This is a genomic window from Modestobacter versicolor (genome assembly GCF_014195485.1).
In the GTDB taxonomy this organism is placed as follows: domain Bacteria; phylum Actinomycetota; class Actinomycetes; order Mycobacteriales; family Geodermatophilaceae; genus Modestobacter; species Modestobacter versicolor.
The window spans coordinates 646,653-661,090 of record NZ_JACIBU010000001.1 but is presented as its reverse complement, the minus strand read 5'-3'; the positions used below and the strand labels follow the sequence as shown (position 1 = coordinate 661,090).

The 14,438-nt window shown below is 73.5% G+C and carries 16 protein-coding genes; 3 read left to right on the top strand and 13 right to left on the bottom strand.

Going from position 1 to position 14,438, the window contains the following annotated elements:
* Positions 1-9: 9 nt before the first annotated feature.
* Entirely contained in the window at positions 10-561 is a 552-nt protein-coding gene (locus FHX36_RS03155) for a hypothetical protein (protein ID WP_110550799.1), read from the bottom strand.
* Positions 562-764: 203 nt separating this feature from the next.
* Between FHX36_RS03155 and FHX36_RS03150 the strand changes: the two genes are divergently transcribed.
* Positions 765-2,309 (top strand): helix-turn-helix domain-containing protein, encoded by a 1,545-nt coding sequence (locus tag FHX36_RS03150; RefSeq protein WP_110550798.1) that lies wholly within the window; start codon positions 765-767, stop codon positions 2,307-2,309.
* Between the two features lie 12 nt (positions 2,310-2,321).
* On the opposite strand, the gene FHX36_RS03145 is transcribed toward FHX36_RS03150, so the two are convergent.
* Genes FHX36_RS03145 through FHX36_RS03135 form a run of 3 tightly spaced genes read right to left on the bottom strand, consistent with a single transcriptional unit; the run spans position 2,322 to position 3,943 of the window.
* Positions 2,322-2,843, bottom strand: a complete 522-nt coding sequence (locus tag FHX36_RS03145; protein WP_110550797.1) for a hypothetical protein — start codon at positions 2,841-2,843, stop codon at positions 2,322-2,324.
* Positions 2,840-3,424, bottom strand: a complete 585-nt coding sequence (locus tag FHX36_RS03140; RefSeq protein WP_110550796.1) for a hypothetical protein — start codon at positions 3,422-3,424, stop codon at positions 2,840-2,842. The genes FHX36_RS03145 and FHX36_RS03140 overlap by 4 nt, the downstream gene beginning before the upstream one ends.
* A gap of 54 nt (positions 3,425-3,478) precedes the next feature.
* Positions 3,479-3,943, bottom strand: a complete 465-nt coding sequence (locus tag FHX36_RS03135) for a PPOX class F420-dependent oxidoreductase (protein WP_110550795.1) — start codon at positions 3,941-3,943, stop codon at positions 3,479-3,481.
* 95 nt (positions 3,944-4,038) lie between these two features.
* Between FHX36_RS03135 and FHX36_RS03130 the strand changes: the two genes are divergently transcribed.
* Entirely contained in the window at positions 4,039-5,418 is a 1,380-nt protein-coding gene (locus FHX36_RS03130; protein WP_110550794.1) for an AI-2E family transporter, read from the top strand.
* Between the two features lie 28 nt (positions 5,419-5,446).
* A complete protein-coding gene (locus tag FHX36_RS03125) occupies positions 5,447-6,400 on the top strand; it encodes a proteasome assembly chaperone family protein (protein ID WP_110550793.1) in 954 nt (317 codons plus the stop codon).
* A 78-nt stretch (positions 6,401-6,478) separates the two neighbouring features.
* Here the strand turns inward: FHX36_RS03125 and FHX36_RS03120 are convergent, their stop codons facing one another.
* The 9 genes from FHX36_RS03120 to FHX36_RS03080 form a co-directional block, all read right to left on the bottom strand.
* Entirely contained in the window at positions 6,479-6,823 is a 345-nt protein-coding gene (locus FHX36_RS03120; RefSeq protein WP_110550792.1) for a nuclear transport factor 2 family protein, read from the bottom strand.
* 10 nt (positions 6,824-6,833) lie between these two features.
* Positions 6,834-7,130 (bottom strand): hypothetical protein, encoded by a 297-nt coding sequence (locus FHX36_RS03115; RefSeq protein ID WP_110550791.1) that lies wholly within the window; start codon positions 7,128-7,130, stop codon positions 6,834-6,836.
* Between the two features lie 138 nt (positions 7,131-7,268).
* A complete protein-coding gene (locus FHX36_RS03110; RefSeq protein ID WP_110550790.1) occupies positions 7,269-8,933 on the bottom strand; it encodes a catalase in 1,665 nt (554 codons plus the stop codon).
* A 21-nt stretch (positions 8,934-8,954) separates the two neighbouring features.
* Positions 8,955-9,401: a Fur family transcriptional regulator gene (locus FHX36_RS03105; RefSeq protein ID WP_110550789.1), complete on the bottom strand. Its 447-nt coding sequence runs from the start codon at positions 9,399-9,401 to the stop codon at positions 8,955-8,957.
* 72 nt (positions 9,402-9,473) lie between these two features.
* A complete protein-coding gene (locus FHX36_RS03100; protein ID WP_110550788.1) occupies positions 9,474-10,109 on the bottom strand; it encodes a DUF6518 family protein in 636 nt (211 codons plus the stop codon).
* A gap of 153 nt (positions 10,110-10,262) precedes the next feature.
* Positions 10,263-11,177, bottom strand: a complete 915-nt coding sequence (gene ligD, locus FHX36_RS03095; protein ID WP_110550787.1) for a non-homologous end-joining DNA ligase — start codon at positions 11,175-11,177, stop codon at positions 10,263-10,265.
* Positions 11,174-12,652, bottom strand: a complete 1,479-nt coding sequence (gene ligD / locus FHX36_RS03090; protein ID WP_110550786.1) for a non-homologous end-joining DNA ligase — start codon at positions 12,650-12,652, stop codon at positions 11,174-11,176. Before ligD (FHX36_RS03090) ends, ligD (FHX36_RS03095) begins: the two co-directional genes overlap by 4 nt.
* Before the next feature lie 6 nt (positions 12,653-12,658).
* The gene (ku, locus tag FHX36_RS03085) at positions 12,659-13,660 is read right to left on the bottom strand and encodes a non-homologous end joining protein Ku (protein ID WP_110550785.1); all 1,002 of its coding nucleotides are present in this window, start codon (positions 13,658-13,660) and stop codon (positions 12,659-12,661) included.
* A gap of 180 nt (positions 13,661-13,840) precedes the next feature.
* On the bottom strand, positions 13,841-14,431 hold the full coding sequence (locus tag FHX36_RS03080) for a DUF1360 domain-containing protein (RefSeq protein WP_110550784.1): 591 nt from the start codon (positions 14,429-14,431) through the stop codon (positions 13,841-13,843).
* Positions 14,432-14,438 lie beyond the last annotated feature (7 nt).

Here is a 14,438-nt window from a genome sequence, read left to right as displayed (position 1 = left end):
TCCGCGCGGTCAGGCGTCGGTGTCCGCGTCGGCCACCGCGGCCGGGTCGCCGCCGAAGACCTGCGCGGCGACCTCGCGCCGGACGTCGGTGGCCCACTCGAACTGGCGGTTGGCCTGGTCGATGAGGCTGTCCAGGAGCACCTTGTCGATCCGGGGGTCGACCTCGGCGGCGATCCGCAGCGTCTCGAAGCCGCTGCGCTTGCCCCGGACGGCGGAGGCGAGGAACTCGAACTCGACGAGCGAGCTGAGCGGGGAGCGGCTGAGCACGTGCCCGTTGAGCTTGAGCCGGGACGCCTTCTCCGCGATCCAGACGGCGACCTGCTTGTACTGGCGCACCGGCAGGCCCAGCGAGCGAGCGGTGGCGGTCAGGTCGGTCTTCTCCTGGCGCAGCTCGTCGAGCAGCTGGCGCAGCCCCGCCTCGTAGCTGCTGCCCTTGTGCGCACCGATCATCCGGGTCACCAGCTCGATGCCGCCCGCCGCCGACGCGATGTGGTCGTTGACGTAGATGGCCAGCAGCTCGGGGTGGGCGACGGTGCCGGACGGTGCCGGGGTCTCGGTCACTCTGGTCTCCTCGCAGCTCGTGCCGGGGTCGGCGCCTCATCCTGCCCGGTGATCACCTGAGGGGCACGCGCGGGGCGCCGGCTCGGCGACCGTTCCGCCGGCTCCAGCTGGTCCAGGACTGGTCCGGACCGAGCGGGCCGCCCGCCTCGGCTCCCACACCGACCTGCAACGGGCATATCACGTGTGAGATATCGTGGCCGCCGATGACGCTCACCGAAGAAGCCACCGGCCAGTCGCTGCGCCAGATCGGCACCCTCGTGCGGGACGCCCGGCGGCACCACGGCCTCACCCAGACCCAGCTCGCCGACCGGCTCGGCACCAGCCAGAGCGCGATCGCGCGGATCGAGCAGGGCAACCAGAACCTGACCCTGGAGCTGCTCGGCCGGCTCTCCGCCGCGCTGGAGAGCGAGCTGATCACCGTCGGCCGCTCCGGCCCGACGCACCTGCGGGTCAGCGGCGGCACGCCGCTGTCGGGCAGCGTCACGGTGAAGTCGTCGAAGAACGCCGCGGTCGCGCTGCTGTGCGCCTCGCTGCTCAACCGGGGCCGCACCACGCTGCGCAACGTCTCCCGGATCGTCGAGGTCGACCGGATCCTCGACGTCCTGGTCTCCATCGGCGTCTCCGCGACCTGGGACGAGACCGGCCGCGACCTGACGATCGTCGTCCCCGACGAGCTGGACCTGACCGCGATCGACGCCGACGCCGCGCGCCGCACCCGCAGCATCATCATGTTCCTGGGGCCGCTGCTGCACCGGGCCGACGTCTTCGAGCTGCCTTACGCCGGCGGCTGCAACCTGGGCACCCGCACCGTGCAGCCGCACATGATCGCGCTGCGCCCCTTCGGGCTGGAGGTCGAGGCCCGCGCCGGGGAGTACCACGCGACCGTCACCCGCTCGGCCGGCCGGGACCGGACGATCGTGCTGACCGAGCGCGGGGACACCGTCACCGAGAACGCGCTGCTCGCCGCCGCCCGGCACGACGGCACCACCACGATCCGCAACGCCAGCCCGAACTACATGGTCCAGGACCTGTGCCTGTACCTGGAGAAGCTCGGCGTGCGGATCGAGGGCTTCGGGACGACGACGCTGGTGGTCACCGGGCAGCCGGTGCTGGACGCCGACGTCGACTACCCGCTGTCGGAGGACCCGGTCGAGGCGATGAGCCTGCTGACCGCCGGGATCGTCACCGGCTCCGAGCTCACCGTGCGCCGCGCGCCGATCGAGTTCCTGGAGATCGAGCTGGCGATCCTGGCCGAGATGGGGCTGCGCTTCGACCTGTCCGAGGAGTACGCCGCCGACAACGGCCGCACCCGGCTGGTCGACGTCACCATCCACCCCTCGGAGCTGCGGGCACCGATCGACAAGGTGCACCCGATGCCCTTCCCGGGGCTGAACATCGACAACCTGCCGTTCTTCGCCGTCATCGCCGCGACGGCCACCGGCGAGACCGTCATCCACGACTGGGTCTACGACAACCGGGCGATCCACCTCTCCGACCTGACCCGGTTGGGCGCCGACGTGCGGCTGCTCGACCCGCACCGGGTGCTGGTGTCCGGGCCGACCCGCTGGTCGGGGGCGGAGATCGTCTGCCCGCCGGCGCTGCGCCCGGCGGTGGTGATCCTGCTGGCGATGCTCGCGGCCAAGGGCCACTCGGTGCTGCGGAACGTCGACATCATCGCCCGCGGCTACGAGCAGCTCTACGAGCGGCTGGTGGAGATGGGCGCCCAGATCGAGGTCTTCACCGACTAGCGCGGGACGGGCTCAGGAGCGGAGCAGGACGGCGACGCCGACGCAGCCGAGGGCCCACAGGCCGCTGGCGAGGGTGCCGATGATGAAGCGCTCCGAGGCGACCGGGGCCTTCAGCTCGTTGAACCGGCCCAGCCCCTTGACCGCGATCAGCACGGCCAGCCCCTCCTCGAACCCGGCCAGCACGGTGACGGCGATCGCCGTCCGCTCCAGGACGCCGATCCAGGTGCCGCCGCGCAGCACCTCCGGGTCGGAGGCGCGGCGGCGGGACGGCCCGCGGTCGGGGTCGGCCGCGCGCAGCACCGCGGTGGCGACCGGCCCCCCGCCCAGCGCCGCGGCCGCCACCGCGAGCAGCACGCCGCCCGTCTCGACCCAGTCGCCGACCCGGCCGGCCCGCAGCGCCAGGCCCGCGGCGACCCCGAGGCCGACGACGAGCAGCACCGCGCTCAGCCCGCTCCGCCGGGTGTCGCTGCGCGGGGTCAGCACGGCACCGGCGGCGACCAGGCCGGCCAGCACGACCAGGACGGCGACGCTCATCCCGCCGCCCTCGCCAGCAGCCGGGCCGCGGTCGGGCGCAGGTCCTTCTCGACCTCCCACAGCCCGGCGGACAGCCGCTGACCGACGGCCTGCCGGGTGACGCCCAACTCGGTGGCGGCCTGCGCCTGGGTGCGGCCGCCCTCGACCAGCGCGATCGCCTCCCATGCCTGGTCGCTGCGGCGCTCGACCAGGGCGGCCAGCGCGGTCAGCACCGCCTGCGCGTCGGCGGCCGGCTCGGCCACCGCACCCCGGACGGCGACCCGGACCGGACGGCGCTTGGCCGCCTCGACGGCGCCGCGGGCGGCGATGAACGCCGGACCGGCCCCCGCCCGGGTGCTGCCGGGCAGCGGCGTCTGCACCGGCCCGGCCCCGATCCCGATGCTCCAGCCGCCGTCACGCACCAGCCGGCGCACCACGTCGACCACCACGGCCGGGTCGTCGAGCACGCCCTGGAACTCGTCGCCGGCGGTGCGCTCGAAGCGGAGCACCGTGGGCACGGCGGCGAGCGCGGCGAGCGCACCGGGCACCCGGTCGGTGCCCCGGCGGCTGCCCCGCTGGTCCACGGTCAGCACGAACGGCACCCCGCAAGTCCACCAGCTTGCAGCAGCAAATGCAAGGCTCTGGCTTTGCGGATGTCAGGACGGAGTGAGTTCGGGCGGGAAGCCGCCGGTGGCGACCGGCCCCCACCGCTCGATCGTCACCCGCAGCAACGCCTTGCCCTGGCGCTGCATCGCGGCCCGGTACTCGTCCCAGTCGGGGTGCTCGCCGCTGATGGCGCGGAAGTAGTCGACCAGCGGCTCCAGGGCCTCGGGCAGGTGCAGCACCTCCGCCTGGCCGTCGACCTGCACCCAGGGGCCGTCGAAGTCGTCGGAGAGCACGCACAGCGAGACCCGCGGGTCGCGGCGGGCGTTGACCGCCTTGGCCCGCTGCGGGTAGGTGGAGACGACGACCCGGCCCTCGGCGTCGACGCCGCAGGTGACCGGCGACAGCTGCGGCGACCCGTCGGACCGGTGGGTGAGCAGCAGCGCCTTGTGCCGGGGGCGCAGGAAGGCCAGCAGCTCGTCGCGCTCGACCCGGTCGGCGGTGGCGGTTCTCGGCATGGGTCGAACCTACGACGAGGGTCCGACACCGTCGCGCCGACGTGACACTCGCCGTACGACGAGTCGAGCGGCCCGGGGTGTGCTGGGATCAGCGCATGCCCGACGACCGCTCCGCCGACCCCGCCGTCCCGCCCACCGCCGCGGACTCGGGTGCCTCCGTCGTCGCGTCGGACGAGCAGGACTCCGTGATGGTCGCCACCCGGGCCCCCGCGCCCGGCCCGCAGCGCACCGAGCGGCTGCACGCCGCGACCCGCCGGGTCGCCATCGCCTCCGGCGAGCTCATCCTGATCACTGCGGCCCTGATCATCCTCGGGTACGTCTTCGGCCGGCTGTGGGTCGTCCTGCTGCCGGTCACCCTCGGGCTGCTGTTCAGCACGGTGATGTGGCCGCTCGCCCGCTTCCTGCGCAACCACGCCTGGCCCCCGGCCCTGGCCGCGGCCACCACGGTGCTGCTCTTCCTCGGCGCGTTCGGCGGGATCATCGCGGTCATCGCCCCCCAGGTGGTGGGGCAGGTCGAGGACCTGGCCGACCAGTTCAGCGGTGGCCTGCAGCAGGTGCAGGACTGGGTGGCCGGGCCGCCGCTCAACCTGGACGACGACCAGGTCGGCAACGCCGTCGACTCGGTGATCAACTCGGTGCAGTCCAACGCGCAGAACATCGCCGGCTACGCCGTCACCACCGCCGCCACCATCGGCAACGTCCTGATCAACCTGGTCCTCGCCCTGCTGCTGTCCTTCTTCTTCCTCAAGGACGGCCCCAAGTGGGTGCCCTGGCTGGCGGCGCAGACCGGCCCGCGGGCCGCCCCGCACGTGTCCGCGCTGTCGCTGAAGACCTGGTCGACGCTGTCGGAGTTCATCCGCCAGCAGGCCCTGGTCGGCTTCGTCGACGCCTTCTTCATCGGCATGGGCCTGTGGATCCTCGACGTGCCGCTGGTGCTGCCGCTGGCGGTGCTCACCTTCTTCGGCGCCTTCATCCCGATCATCGGCGCCTTCGTCGCCGGCGCCTTCGCGGTGGTGATCGCGCTGGTCAGCAACAGCTTCACCACCGCGCTGATCGTGCTGGCCATCGTGGTCGCCGTGCAGCAGCTCGAGGGCAACGTGCTGCAGCCGATCATCCAGGGCCGCGGCCTCAACCTGCACGCCGCGGTCGTCATCCTCGCGGTCACCGCCGGCAGCAGCCTGTTCGGCATCATCGGCGCCTTCCTGTCCGTGCCGGTCGCGGCGCTGATCGCCGTCTTCTACCGCTACGGCCGGGACATGCTCGACGGGCTCACGCCCGAGGTCGCCGCCGACGGCACCACCGCGCAGCTGACCGGCGACTCCTCCGGGTCGCAGCTGGTGCGCCGGCAGGCCGAGATCGAGCCGTCGGTCAACCCTGACTCCGAGGACGCCGAGCCGGCCGGGCAGGTGGCCGAGGGCGAGGGACGGGTCAGCCGGCTCGGGAATGCGCGGCGCCGTCTGGGCCTTCACCGCTAGCAGACACCCGATCAGCAGGAGGACCACCGTGCCGCAGCGACCGGAGGACCTCGTCGAGCTCCTCCCCGAGGCCGAGCCCCTGCTCGCCCGCGAGGCGGCGGTCCGCTCCCCCGAGGAGCGCCGCGGCCTGGTGCTCGTCCACGACCTCGCCGGCGAGTTCGACGCCGCCCACGCCGGCGCCCTCGCCGGTGCCCACCTGCTCGACGCGCTGCCGTCGGAGCTGATCGCCCGCTTCGACGTCGACTCCCTGGTCGACTACCGCGGGCACCGGCCGCGGATGGTCTTCTCCGGCGACCGCTACGAGTCGGTCACCGCGCCGGAGATCGGCATCTACGCCCTGGAGGACGACGGCGGCGAGCCGTTCCTGCTGCTGCACGGCGCCGAGCCGGACTACGCCTGGGAGCGGTTCATCGCCGCGGTGCTGCAGCTGGTCGAGCGGATGGGCGTGACCCAGGTCGTCGCGCTGCACGCCATCCCGATGCCGGTGCCGCACACCCGCCCGGTCACCGTCACCGCGCACGCCACCCGTCGCCAGCTGATCGAGTCCTACCCGGTCTACTGGGGCGAGATGCGCATCCCCGGCAGCGTCGGCGCCCTGCTCGAGCTGCGGCTCGGCGAGGCCGGCATCGACGCGCTGGGCGTGGCCGCCCACGTCCCGCACTACCTGGCGCAGGCCACCTACCCGGCCGCCTCGCTCACCCTGCTCGAGCACCTGGAGAAGCTGACCGGCCTGCACGTGCCGACCGAGGCGCTGCGCGAGGCCGCGGAGGCCAACCGCACCGAGGTCGACGAGCAGATCGGCCGGAGCAGCGAGAACACCGCGGTCGTCGCCGCGCTCGAGGAGCAGTTCGACTCCTTCACCGCCTCCCGCGACGACACCGGCCTGCTCGGCTTCGGCGGGGAGATGCCCACCGGCGAGGAGCTGGGCGCCCAGATCGAGCAGTTCCTCGCCGAGCAGGACGGCGACCGCCCGGGCGAATAGGACCCACTTCCGGCTCCTCCGGCCCCGTCGCGAGGCTCGCCCCGAGCGTGCGAGGGGTGAGGAGGACGGGGTCCTCTCTCAGGCCTGCGGGTCGCCGACGTCCACCCGGCTGACCAGCGGGCCGCTGAACGTGTGGGTGTGCAGCACGAACGCGTGCGCGAGCAGGTCGCCGTCCCGGTCGCGGACGTGCTGCTCGACCAGCACCTCCACCCGGCCGTCGGGGAGCTCGCGCACCCGGCGCGGGTGCAGCGCCAGGTCGACCACCTCCCACTGGGCCAGCCAGTACGCCCGGACGGCGTCGGAGCCGACCACCCGGCCGCCCTGCATCGCGTCGGGCCAGTCGACGTCGGGGGCGCAGTGCGCGAGCGCCGCGTCGACGTCCCGGGCGTTGAGCGCGTCGTAGAGCCCGGCGAGGCGGTCCATGGCCGGGACGCTACCGATCCCGCTCGACCAGCAGCCGGGCCACCGCCAGGGCGTGCGGGTCCGCGGTCGACGCGGTCCGCAGCCAGCCGGCGAGCGGCCCGGCCAGCGCCGGGGTCAGCGTGCTGATCCACTCCCCCGTCCGGGCGCGGGCCTCCGCGACGTGCTCGGTGCTGCCGTCGGGCAGCTGGGCGACCACCTCGGGGCGGCTGGCCAGCAGCCCGCGCACGGTCCAGGTGCCGCCGGTGGTGCGGGCGGCCAGCGCCTCCAGCCGGTCGGCGGCGGCGAGCAGCAGCCGGGCGTCGTCCATGCCCCGATCCTGCCCCGGACGGCACTGCGGGCCACGACCGGTGTCCGGTCGTGGCCCGCAGTTCGGCCCCGCTGCAGGGTCCCGCCGCGAGCGTGCGAGCGGTGGGGGGCAGCGGGGTCCTTACTCAGCCGCGGTCGGTCACTTCGCGAGGACGACGCGCTCGTTCGGCACGGTGTGCGTCATCGTCAGGCCGGTGACGTCGCGCGGGCCGTTCTTGCCGAGGTTGGCCGCGCGCTGCAGCTCGTCGGCGGACAGCGTCTGCGTCTGCAGCGGCTCCAGGCCGCGGACGTCGTCCGCGCTGATGCCCAGGCCCTCGCCGACGCGGGCGCCGAGCTCGTCGTCGCACATGAAGAAGTGCCACACCATGCGCTGCTGCACCTCGGGCACGGCCTGCCCGATCAGCTCCACGAAGTTGGCGACCAGGTCGTCCTTCTCCCACTGCTCCATGAGCTGGTACCGCTGACCGGCCTGCGTGTAGTCGTTGGTCAGCGGGATCCGCTTGCGGGTGAGCCGCCCGGTGATCTCCGGCCCCTGCTCGTCGTGCGTGGGGTACTCGGCCTCGCGCAGGCCGCCGGTGATCGACGGCTCGTAGTTCACGTGCGGGTTCTGGCCCGGGCCCAGGTCCACGCCGAAGGACATCTGCCCGCCGCGCTGGTTGGTGTGCACCGCGGCGTTCTTGGCCGAGTTCACCGGCAGCTGCAGGTAGTTCGGGCCCACCCGGTAGCGCTGCGCGTCGGAGTAGGAGAACGTGCGCCCGACCAGCATCTTGTCGTCGGAGAAGTCCATCCCGTCGACGAGCACACCGGTGCCGAACGCGCTCTGCTCGTTCTCGTTGTGGTGGTCGCTGACGTTGCGGTTCAGCGTCATCGTCCCGACGAGCTTCGGCTCGAACTCGTTCTCCGGCCACACCTTGGTGTCGTCGAGCGGGTCGAAGTCGAGCTCGGGGTGCTCGCCGTCGTCCATCAGCTGGACGTAGAGGTCCCACTGCGGGAAGTCGCCGCGCTCGATGGCCTCGTAGAGGTCCTTCGAGGCGTGGCCGAGGTCCTGGCCCTGGATGACCGCGGCGTCGGCCTCGGTCAGGCTCTTGACGCCCTGCTTGGGCAGCCAGTGGTACTTGACCAGCTTGGTCTCGCCCTGGGCGTTGACCCACTTGTAGGTGTTCACGCCGAAGCCCTGCATGTGCCGGTAGTCGGCGGGGATGCCGCGCGGCGAGAACAGGTTGACCAGCATGTGCATGGCCTCGGGGGTCTGCGACATGAAGTCGAAGATCCGGGCCGGCTCCTGGCGGAAGGTGATCGGGTCCGGCTTCAGCGAGTGGATGACGTCGGGGAACTTGATCGCGTCGCGGATGAAGAACACCGCGAGGTTGTTGCCGACGATGTCCCAGTTGCCGTCCTCGGTGTAGAACTTCACCGCGAAGCCGCGCGGGTCGCGCGCCGCCTCGGAGGAGTCCCGGCCGCCGATGACGGTGGAGAAGCGGATCGCCAGGTCGGTCTTCTTGCCCGGGGTGTTGAACAGCTTGGCGCGGGTGTAGCGCTCGATCGGCTCGTCGCCCCACGTGCCGGTGGCCTCGAACTCGCCGTAGGCCACGAAGCCGCGGGCGTGCACCACGCGCTCCGGGATGCGCTCGCGGTCGAAGTGGCTGATCTTCTCGAGGAACTGGTAGTTCTCCAGCGTGGCCGGGCCACGGGCACCCACGGTGCGCTGGTTCTGGTTGTCGTAGACCGGATGGCCCTGACGGTTGGTCAGGACGGCGCGGTCAGCCTCACTGGCTGCCGGGCCCTGCGATGCGACGTCGGTCATGTGCCCACTCCTCTTCGGATCTCACTGCTGGTGCTGGTTGCCGTGCTTCCTGCGGGCGACCTGGCAGTCGCCGCAGAGCCCCCAGAAGACGACCTCCGCCTCGTCCACCTCGAAGCCGGCCGCGTCGGAGGGGGCCAGGCACGGCGCCGCCCCCACCACGCAGTCGACGTCGGCGACCGACCCGCACTCCCGGCAGACCAGGTGGTGGTGGTTGTCGCCGACCCGCAGCTCGTACAGCGCCGGCCCTCCGGCCGGCTCGATGCGGCGGGCGAGGCCGCCACCGACCAGCGCCTTGAGCACCCCGTAGACCGCCTGCGGCGAGATCGACGGGTGCACGGTGCGCGCGGCGGTGGCGATGGTGTCGGCGTCGACGTGGGGGTGCTGCGCGAGCACCCCCAGCACGGAGAGCCGGGGCCGCGTGACGCGGAGCCCCGCGTGCCGCAGCTGCTCGTCCCAGGCCGTCTCCATCGCCGACCACTCAACCCTGTTGTCTTGAGTCAGTCAAATCAAGAGCGGGTGAACTCCGGGCGTCCGGCGGGCTCACCAGGTGGCGAAGGCGGCGTCCACGACCACGGTGCCGAGCCAGGCCAGCGGGACGACGGCGGCCAGCAGCCCGAGCACGGTCAGCCGCTGCCGCCACGTGCGGCCGAGCAGCACCGCCAGGACGACGCCCGCCGCGGCCATCACCGCGCCGGAGCTGCCCTGCCAGGGGAAGGCCACCGCCCGGTAGAGCCCCTCCCCCACCACCGCACCGCTCATCAGCGCGGCCCCCGCGACCGCGGTCCGCGGCTCCCCGGCGCGCCACCAGTGCCCGGCCACCCCGAACACCACCCCGGCCAGCACGCCGGCGACCAGCCAGCCGGCGACCGTGACCCCGTCGACCGGCAGCAGCTGGGCGTACTGGGAGACGTAGTAGGAGCCGACCAGCAGCAGCTCGGTGGCGACCGCGGCCACCACGGCGACTCGCACCCGGCCGGCCAGGGCGCCCACGGCGAAGGCGGGCAGGCACCAGGCCGCCACCGAGTTCGCCCAGGCGGCCCACGGGTCGTCGAGCACGCCCTGCAGCCACTCGGTGAGCACTCCCCCGCCGGCGCCCAGCAGGAGCACGACGACCGGCAGCCACCAGCGCGGTGCGGTCTGTGTGACTTCTGCGGGGGCGGGCGCGGTGTCGATCATGGCGTCGAGCGTGCCGCCTCCCGGCGTCCGCGCACATCGCCCTGCGGTCGGACCCGCCGTCCACCCCAGGGCGGGGATGGCCATCTCCGCCCTCCGGGAGGAGGCCGGAGATGGCCATCTCCGGGGCGAGGGGCAGGGGCGGCGCGGGACGGGTCAGCCGGGGAGGGCGGCGCGGTGCCGGTCGCTGACGTCGAACAGGTCGCCGTGCTCCTCGACCCGGGCCAGGACGTCGTCGGTGCGGAAGCGGACCTGCTCCGGGTCGCCGCCGTCGCGCAGCTCGTCGACCTCGTCCCACAGCAGCGGCGTGGACACCGTGGCCAGCGGGCGGGCGCGCAGCGAGTACGGGGCGACCGTCGTCTTCGCGGTGTTGTTCTGGCTCCAGTCGACCAGCACCTTGCCCGGGCGCAGCGCCTTCTCCATCCGCCAGACGACGTCCTCGGGGGTCTCCCCGGTGAGTGCCTGGGCCAGCCCCTTGGCGTACCGGCTGGGGTGGTCCTTGTCCGCGCAGCTGATCGGCGCGTACACCTGCAGCCCCTTGGAGCCCGACGTCTTCACCACCGGGTCCAGCCCGTCGGCGAGCAGCCGCTCCCGCAGCCGGTGCGCCACCGCGGCGCACTCGACGACGCCGGTGCCCGGCCCCGGGTCCAGGTCGAGCACGAGCAGGTCGGGCAGCTGCGCCGCGCCGTCGTCGTCGACCTGCCACTGGGGCACGTGCACCTCGAGCGCGGCCAGGTTCGCCGACCAGACCAGGTCCGGGACGGCGCTGAGCAGCACCATGTCCAGCGTCTCCCGGCCGCGGGAGCTGCCCGGCGAGGGGACGGTCACCGTGCGCACCCACTCCGGGGCGTGCCGCGCGTTGTTCTTCTCGAAGAACGCCTGCCCGTCGACCCCGTTCGGCCAGCGGGTGAAGGTGACCGGGCGGTGCGCGACGTGCGGCAGCAGCACCGGCGCGATCCGCACGTAGTAGTCGATGACCTGCGCCTTGGTGAACGAGACCTCCGGGAACAGCACCTTGTCCAGGTTGGAGACCTCGAGCTGCCGGCCCTCGATGTGCACGCGTTGCCTCATGGCTCGACCACCACCTGGGCGGGCGGGAGGTCGTCGCGCAGGCCGCGCCACGAGGGGTGCCGGAGCCGGCCCTCGCGGGTCCACTCGGTGTAGGCGACCTCCCCCACCAGCAGCGGCTCGACCCAGTGCGCGTCCCGGGTGACCTCGCGGGGCAGCGCGTCGGCGAACGGGGACGACGAACGCGGGGTGAGCAGCGGTTCGAGCTCGGCGAGCGCCCGGGCGGTGAAGCCGGTGCCGACGTGCCCGGCGAAGACGAACCGGCCGCGGTCGTCGTGCACGCCGAGCAGCAGCGAGCCGATGCCCCCGGCCCGCCGCCCGGCCCCGGGCCGCCAGCCGCCGACGACGACCGACTGGGCGCGGATGTTCTTGACCTTGCGCCAGTCCGGGCCGCGGCCACCGGGCCGGTAGGGCGAGTCCAGCCGCTTGGCGACCACGCCCTCCAGACCGTTCTCCAGGCTGGCGGCCTGCACCTGGTCGCCCACGCCGGGGGCGTCGCCGCGGAACCAGGGCGTGGTGACCCAGCGGTCCGAGACCAGCCCGAGGGCGTCCAGCCGCTCGCGCCGGGCGGTGTAGGGCAGCCCGAGCAGGCTCTCGCCGTCCAGCGCCAGCAGGTCGAACACGAGGTAGGTGACCGGCGCGGCCGCGGCCATCCGGGCGACCTCGGGCCCGGTGCGGTGCATCCGGCCCTGCAGCAGCCCGAAGTCCGGTCGCCCGCGGCCGTCCATCGCGACCACCTCGCCGTCGACCACGGCGTCGTGCCCGGCGAGCGCCTCGGGCAGCCGGTGCAGCTCGGGGTAGCTGGCCGTGACGTCGTTGCCGCTGCGGGCCCGCAGCCGCACCCTCCCCGCCCGCACGTGAGCGAGCGCGCGGACGCCGTCCCACTTGAACTCGTAGCCCCAGCGCAGGTCGTCCCTGCGCGGCAGCTCGCCGATCGCGGCGAGCATCGGCGGCAGGTCCTCCGGCACCCCGGCGACCGGCTCGTCGACGACCGGGTCGGCGTCCAGCTTGCGCACGTTCCAGGTGCGGTCGGGCAACCGGAACAGCACGTAGCGGCCGGTCAGCCGGCGACCGTCGAAGGAGACCGTGACGTGGTCGTCGTCCCACTTCTCGGCGGCGTAGCGGCCGGCGTCCCAGATGCTCACCCGGCCGCCGCCGTACTCGCCGGCGGTGATCGTGCCCGAGAACGAGGCGTACTCCAGCGGGTGGTCCTCGGTCGGGACGGCGAGCCGGTTGAGCCCCGGCTGGGTCGGCGGGCCCTTGGGCACCGCCCAGCTCTTGAGCACGCCGTCGCGCTCCAGGCGGAGGTCCCAGTGCACCCGCTCCCCGGTGCGACCCCGGGGGGTGTGGTGCTCGTGGACGACGAAGGTGTCGCCGTTCCCGGCGGGCAGCGGCTGGTCCGGCGGCGGGACCGGCTCGGCGGTGCGGGCAGGGTCCCGCTTGGCCCGGTAGGTGGCGAGCGGGTCGGGCGCGGCCACCCGGCGTCAGGCGGTCTTGCGGGCGCGGGAGGCGCGCTTGGCCGGCTTGGCCGGCTCGTCGTCGGCCTTCGCGGCGGCGGCCTTCTTCGCCGGCGCCTTCTTGGCCGGCGCCTTCGTCGCCGCGGTGGTCGCCTTCTTCGCCGGCTTGCGGGCGGCGGTCTTCTTCGCCGGCGCGGCGTCGGCGGCGGAGTCCTCGTCATCGTCGGCGGAGTCGTCCCCGCCGGCCGGAGCACTGCCGCCGGCCCGCTCGACGCTGCGGCGCAGCGCGCTCATCAGGTCGACCACCGCGCCACCGCCGTCGTCGACGGCGTCGGGCGCCTGCTGCACCTCACCGCCGGACTGCTTGGCCTCCAGCAGCGCCTGCATCGCCTCGCGGTAGTCGTCGGTGAAGGCCGAGGCGTCGAAGTCGCCGGCCATCGTGGAGATCAGCGACTCGGCCATGGCGAGCTCCTGCGGCCGCACCGGGACCTCCTCGTCGAGGAAGCCGAAGCCGGGACGGCGGATCTCGTCGGGCCAGCGCATGGTGTGCAGCACCAGCACGCCCTCGCGCACCCGCAGCGCCGCCAGCGACTCGCGCTGCCGGATGGCGATCTTGGTGATCGCCACCTGGCCGGCGTTCTCCAGCGCGGTGCGCAGCAGCACGTAGGGGCGGGTGGCCACCCCGTCGGGCTCCAGGTAGTAGGTCTTCTCGAAGTGGATCGGGTCGATCTGCTCCTGGTCGACGAACTGGAGCACCTCGATCTCGTGCGTGGTGCCGAGCGGGAGCTGGTCGAAGTCCTCGTCGGTCAGCACGACCAGCTGGCCGTCGGGCAGCTCGTAGCCCTTGGCGATGTCGTTGTACTCGACCTCTTCGCCGTCGACCGAGCAGACCCGCTTGTACTTGACCCGGCCACCGTCGGTCTTGTGCACCTGGTGGAAGCGGATGTCGTGGTCCTCGGTCGCCGAGTACAGCTTCACCCCGATGCTGACCAGGCCGAAGGAGACCGCGCCCTTCCAGATCGACCGCACGCCTACCTCCTGGCCCCGGGGTCCCGCGACACCCGTCTCGTCAAGATCGCAGGATAGGCGCTGGAGGCCTCCTCCGGCAGCGCGAGACGGCCACGCAGCGTGGTCGGCCACCCGGAGGGGTGACCGGCGCAGCGGCCTGGGACCGCCGCCGCCGACCACGGAGGGTGAGTGGTCGGCTGCTCAGACCCCCTGGCCGGTGGGGCCGCCCGCCTCGTCCCCGCCGCCCGGCTTCAGGGCGCCGTTCTGGATGGCGTCGTAGACGAACTGCAGGACGTCGGAGCCGGCGACCATGGTCATCGTCAGCGCGGCGAGCCGGGTGGCCCGCGGCGCGGTGACGTAGCCGAGCACGAAGCCGGTGCCGACCCACTGCGCCATGCAGAACGGGCAGGTGAGCAGCTCCCCCACCGCGTGCTTCACACCGCCGTGCTCGCGCACCTCCTCGGCCACCTCCGCCTCGCCGGACGTGCCCTGGTAGCTCACGAACGGGGCCCGCAGCGGTGCGGTGACCGGGTCCTTGGCGATCCGGCGGGCCAGCCGGAAGGTGCCGATGGTCAGCAGGACGGCGTCGGCCAGCGGGATGCGGGTGGGCAGCTCACGGCCGGAGACCCGGATCGCGGTCGCGGCGGTGCCGACCAGGGAGAGGTAGACGCCCATCGCCCCGAGGTCGGCGGCCAGCGGGCGCGGCTCGCCCTGCGTGTACTCCTGCTGCTGCGTGCGGGCCCACCGTCGCACCGGTGCGCCGAGCCGCTGGACCTCGTCCGTGATCGCCATGGTCTGC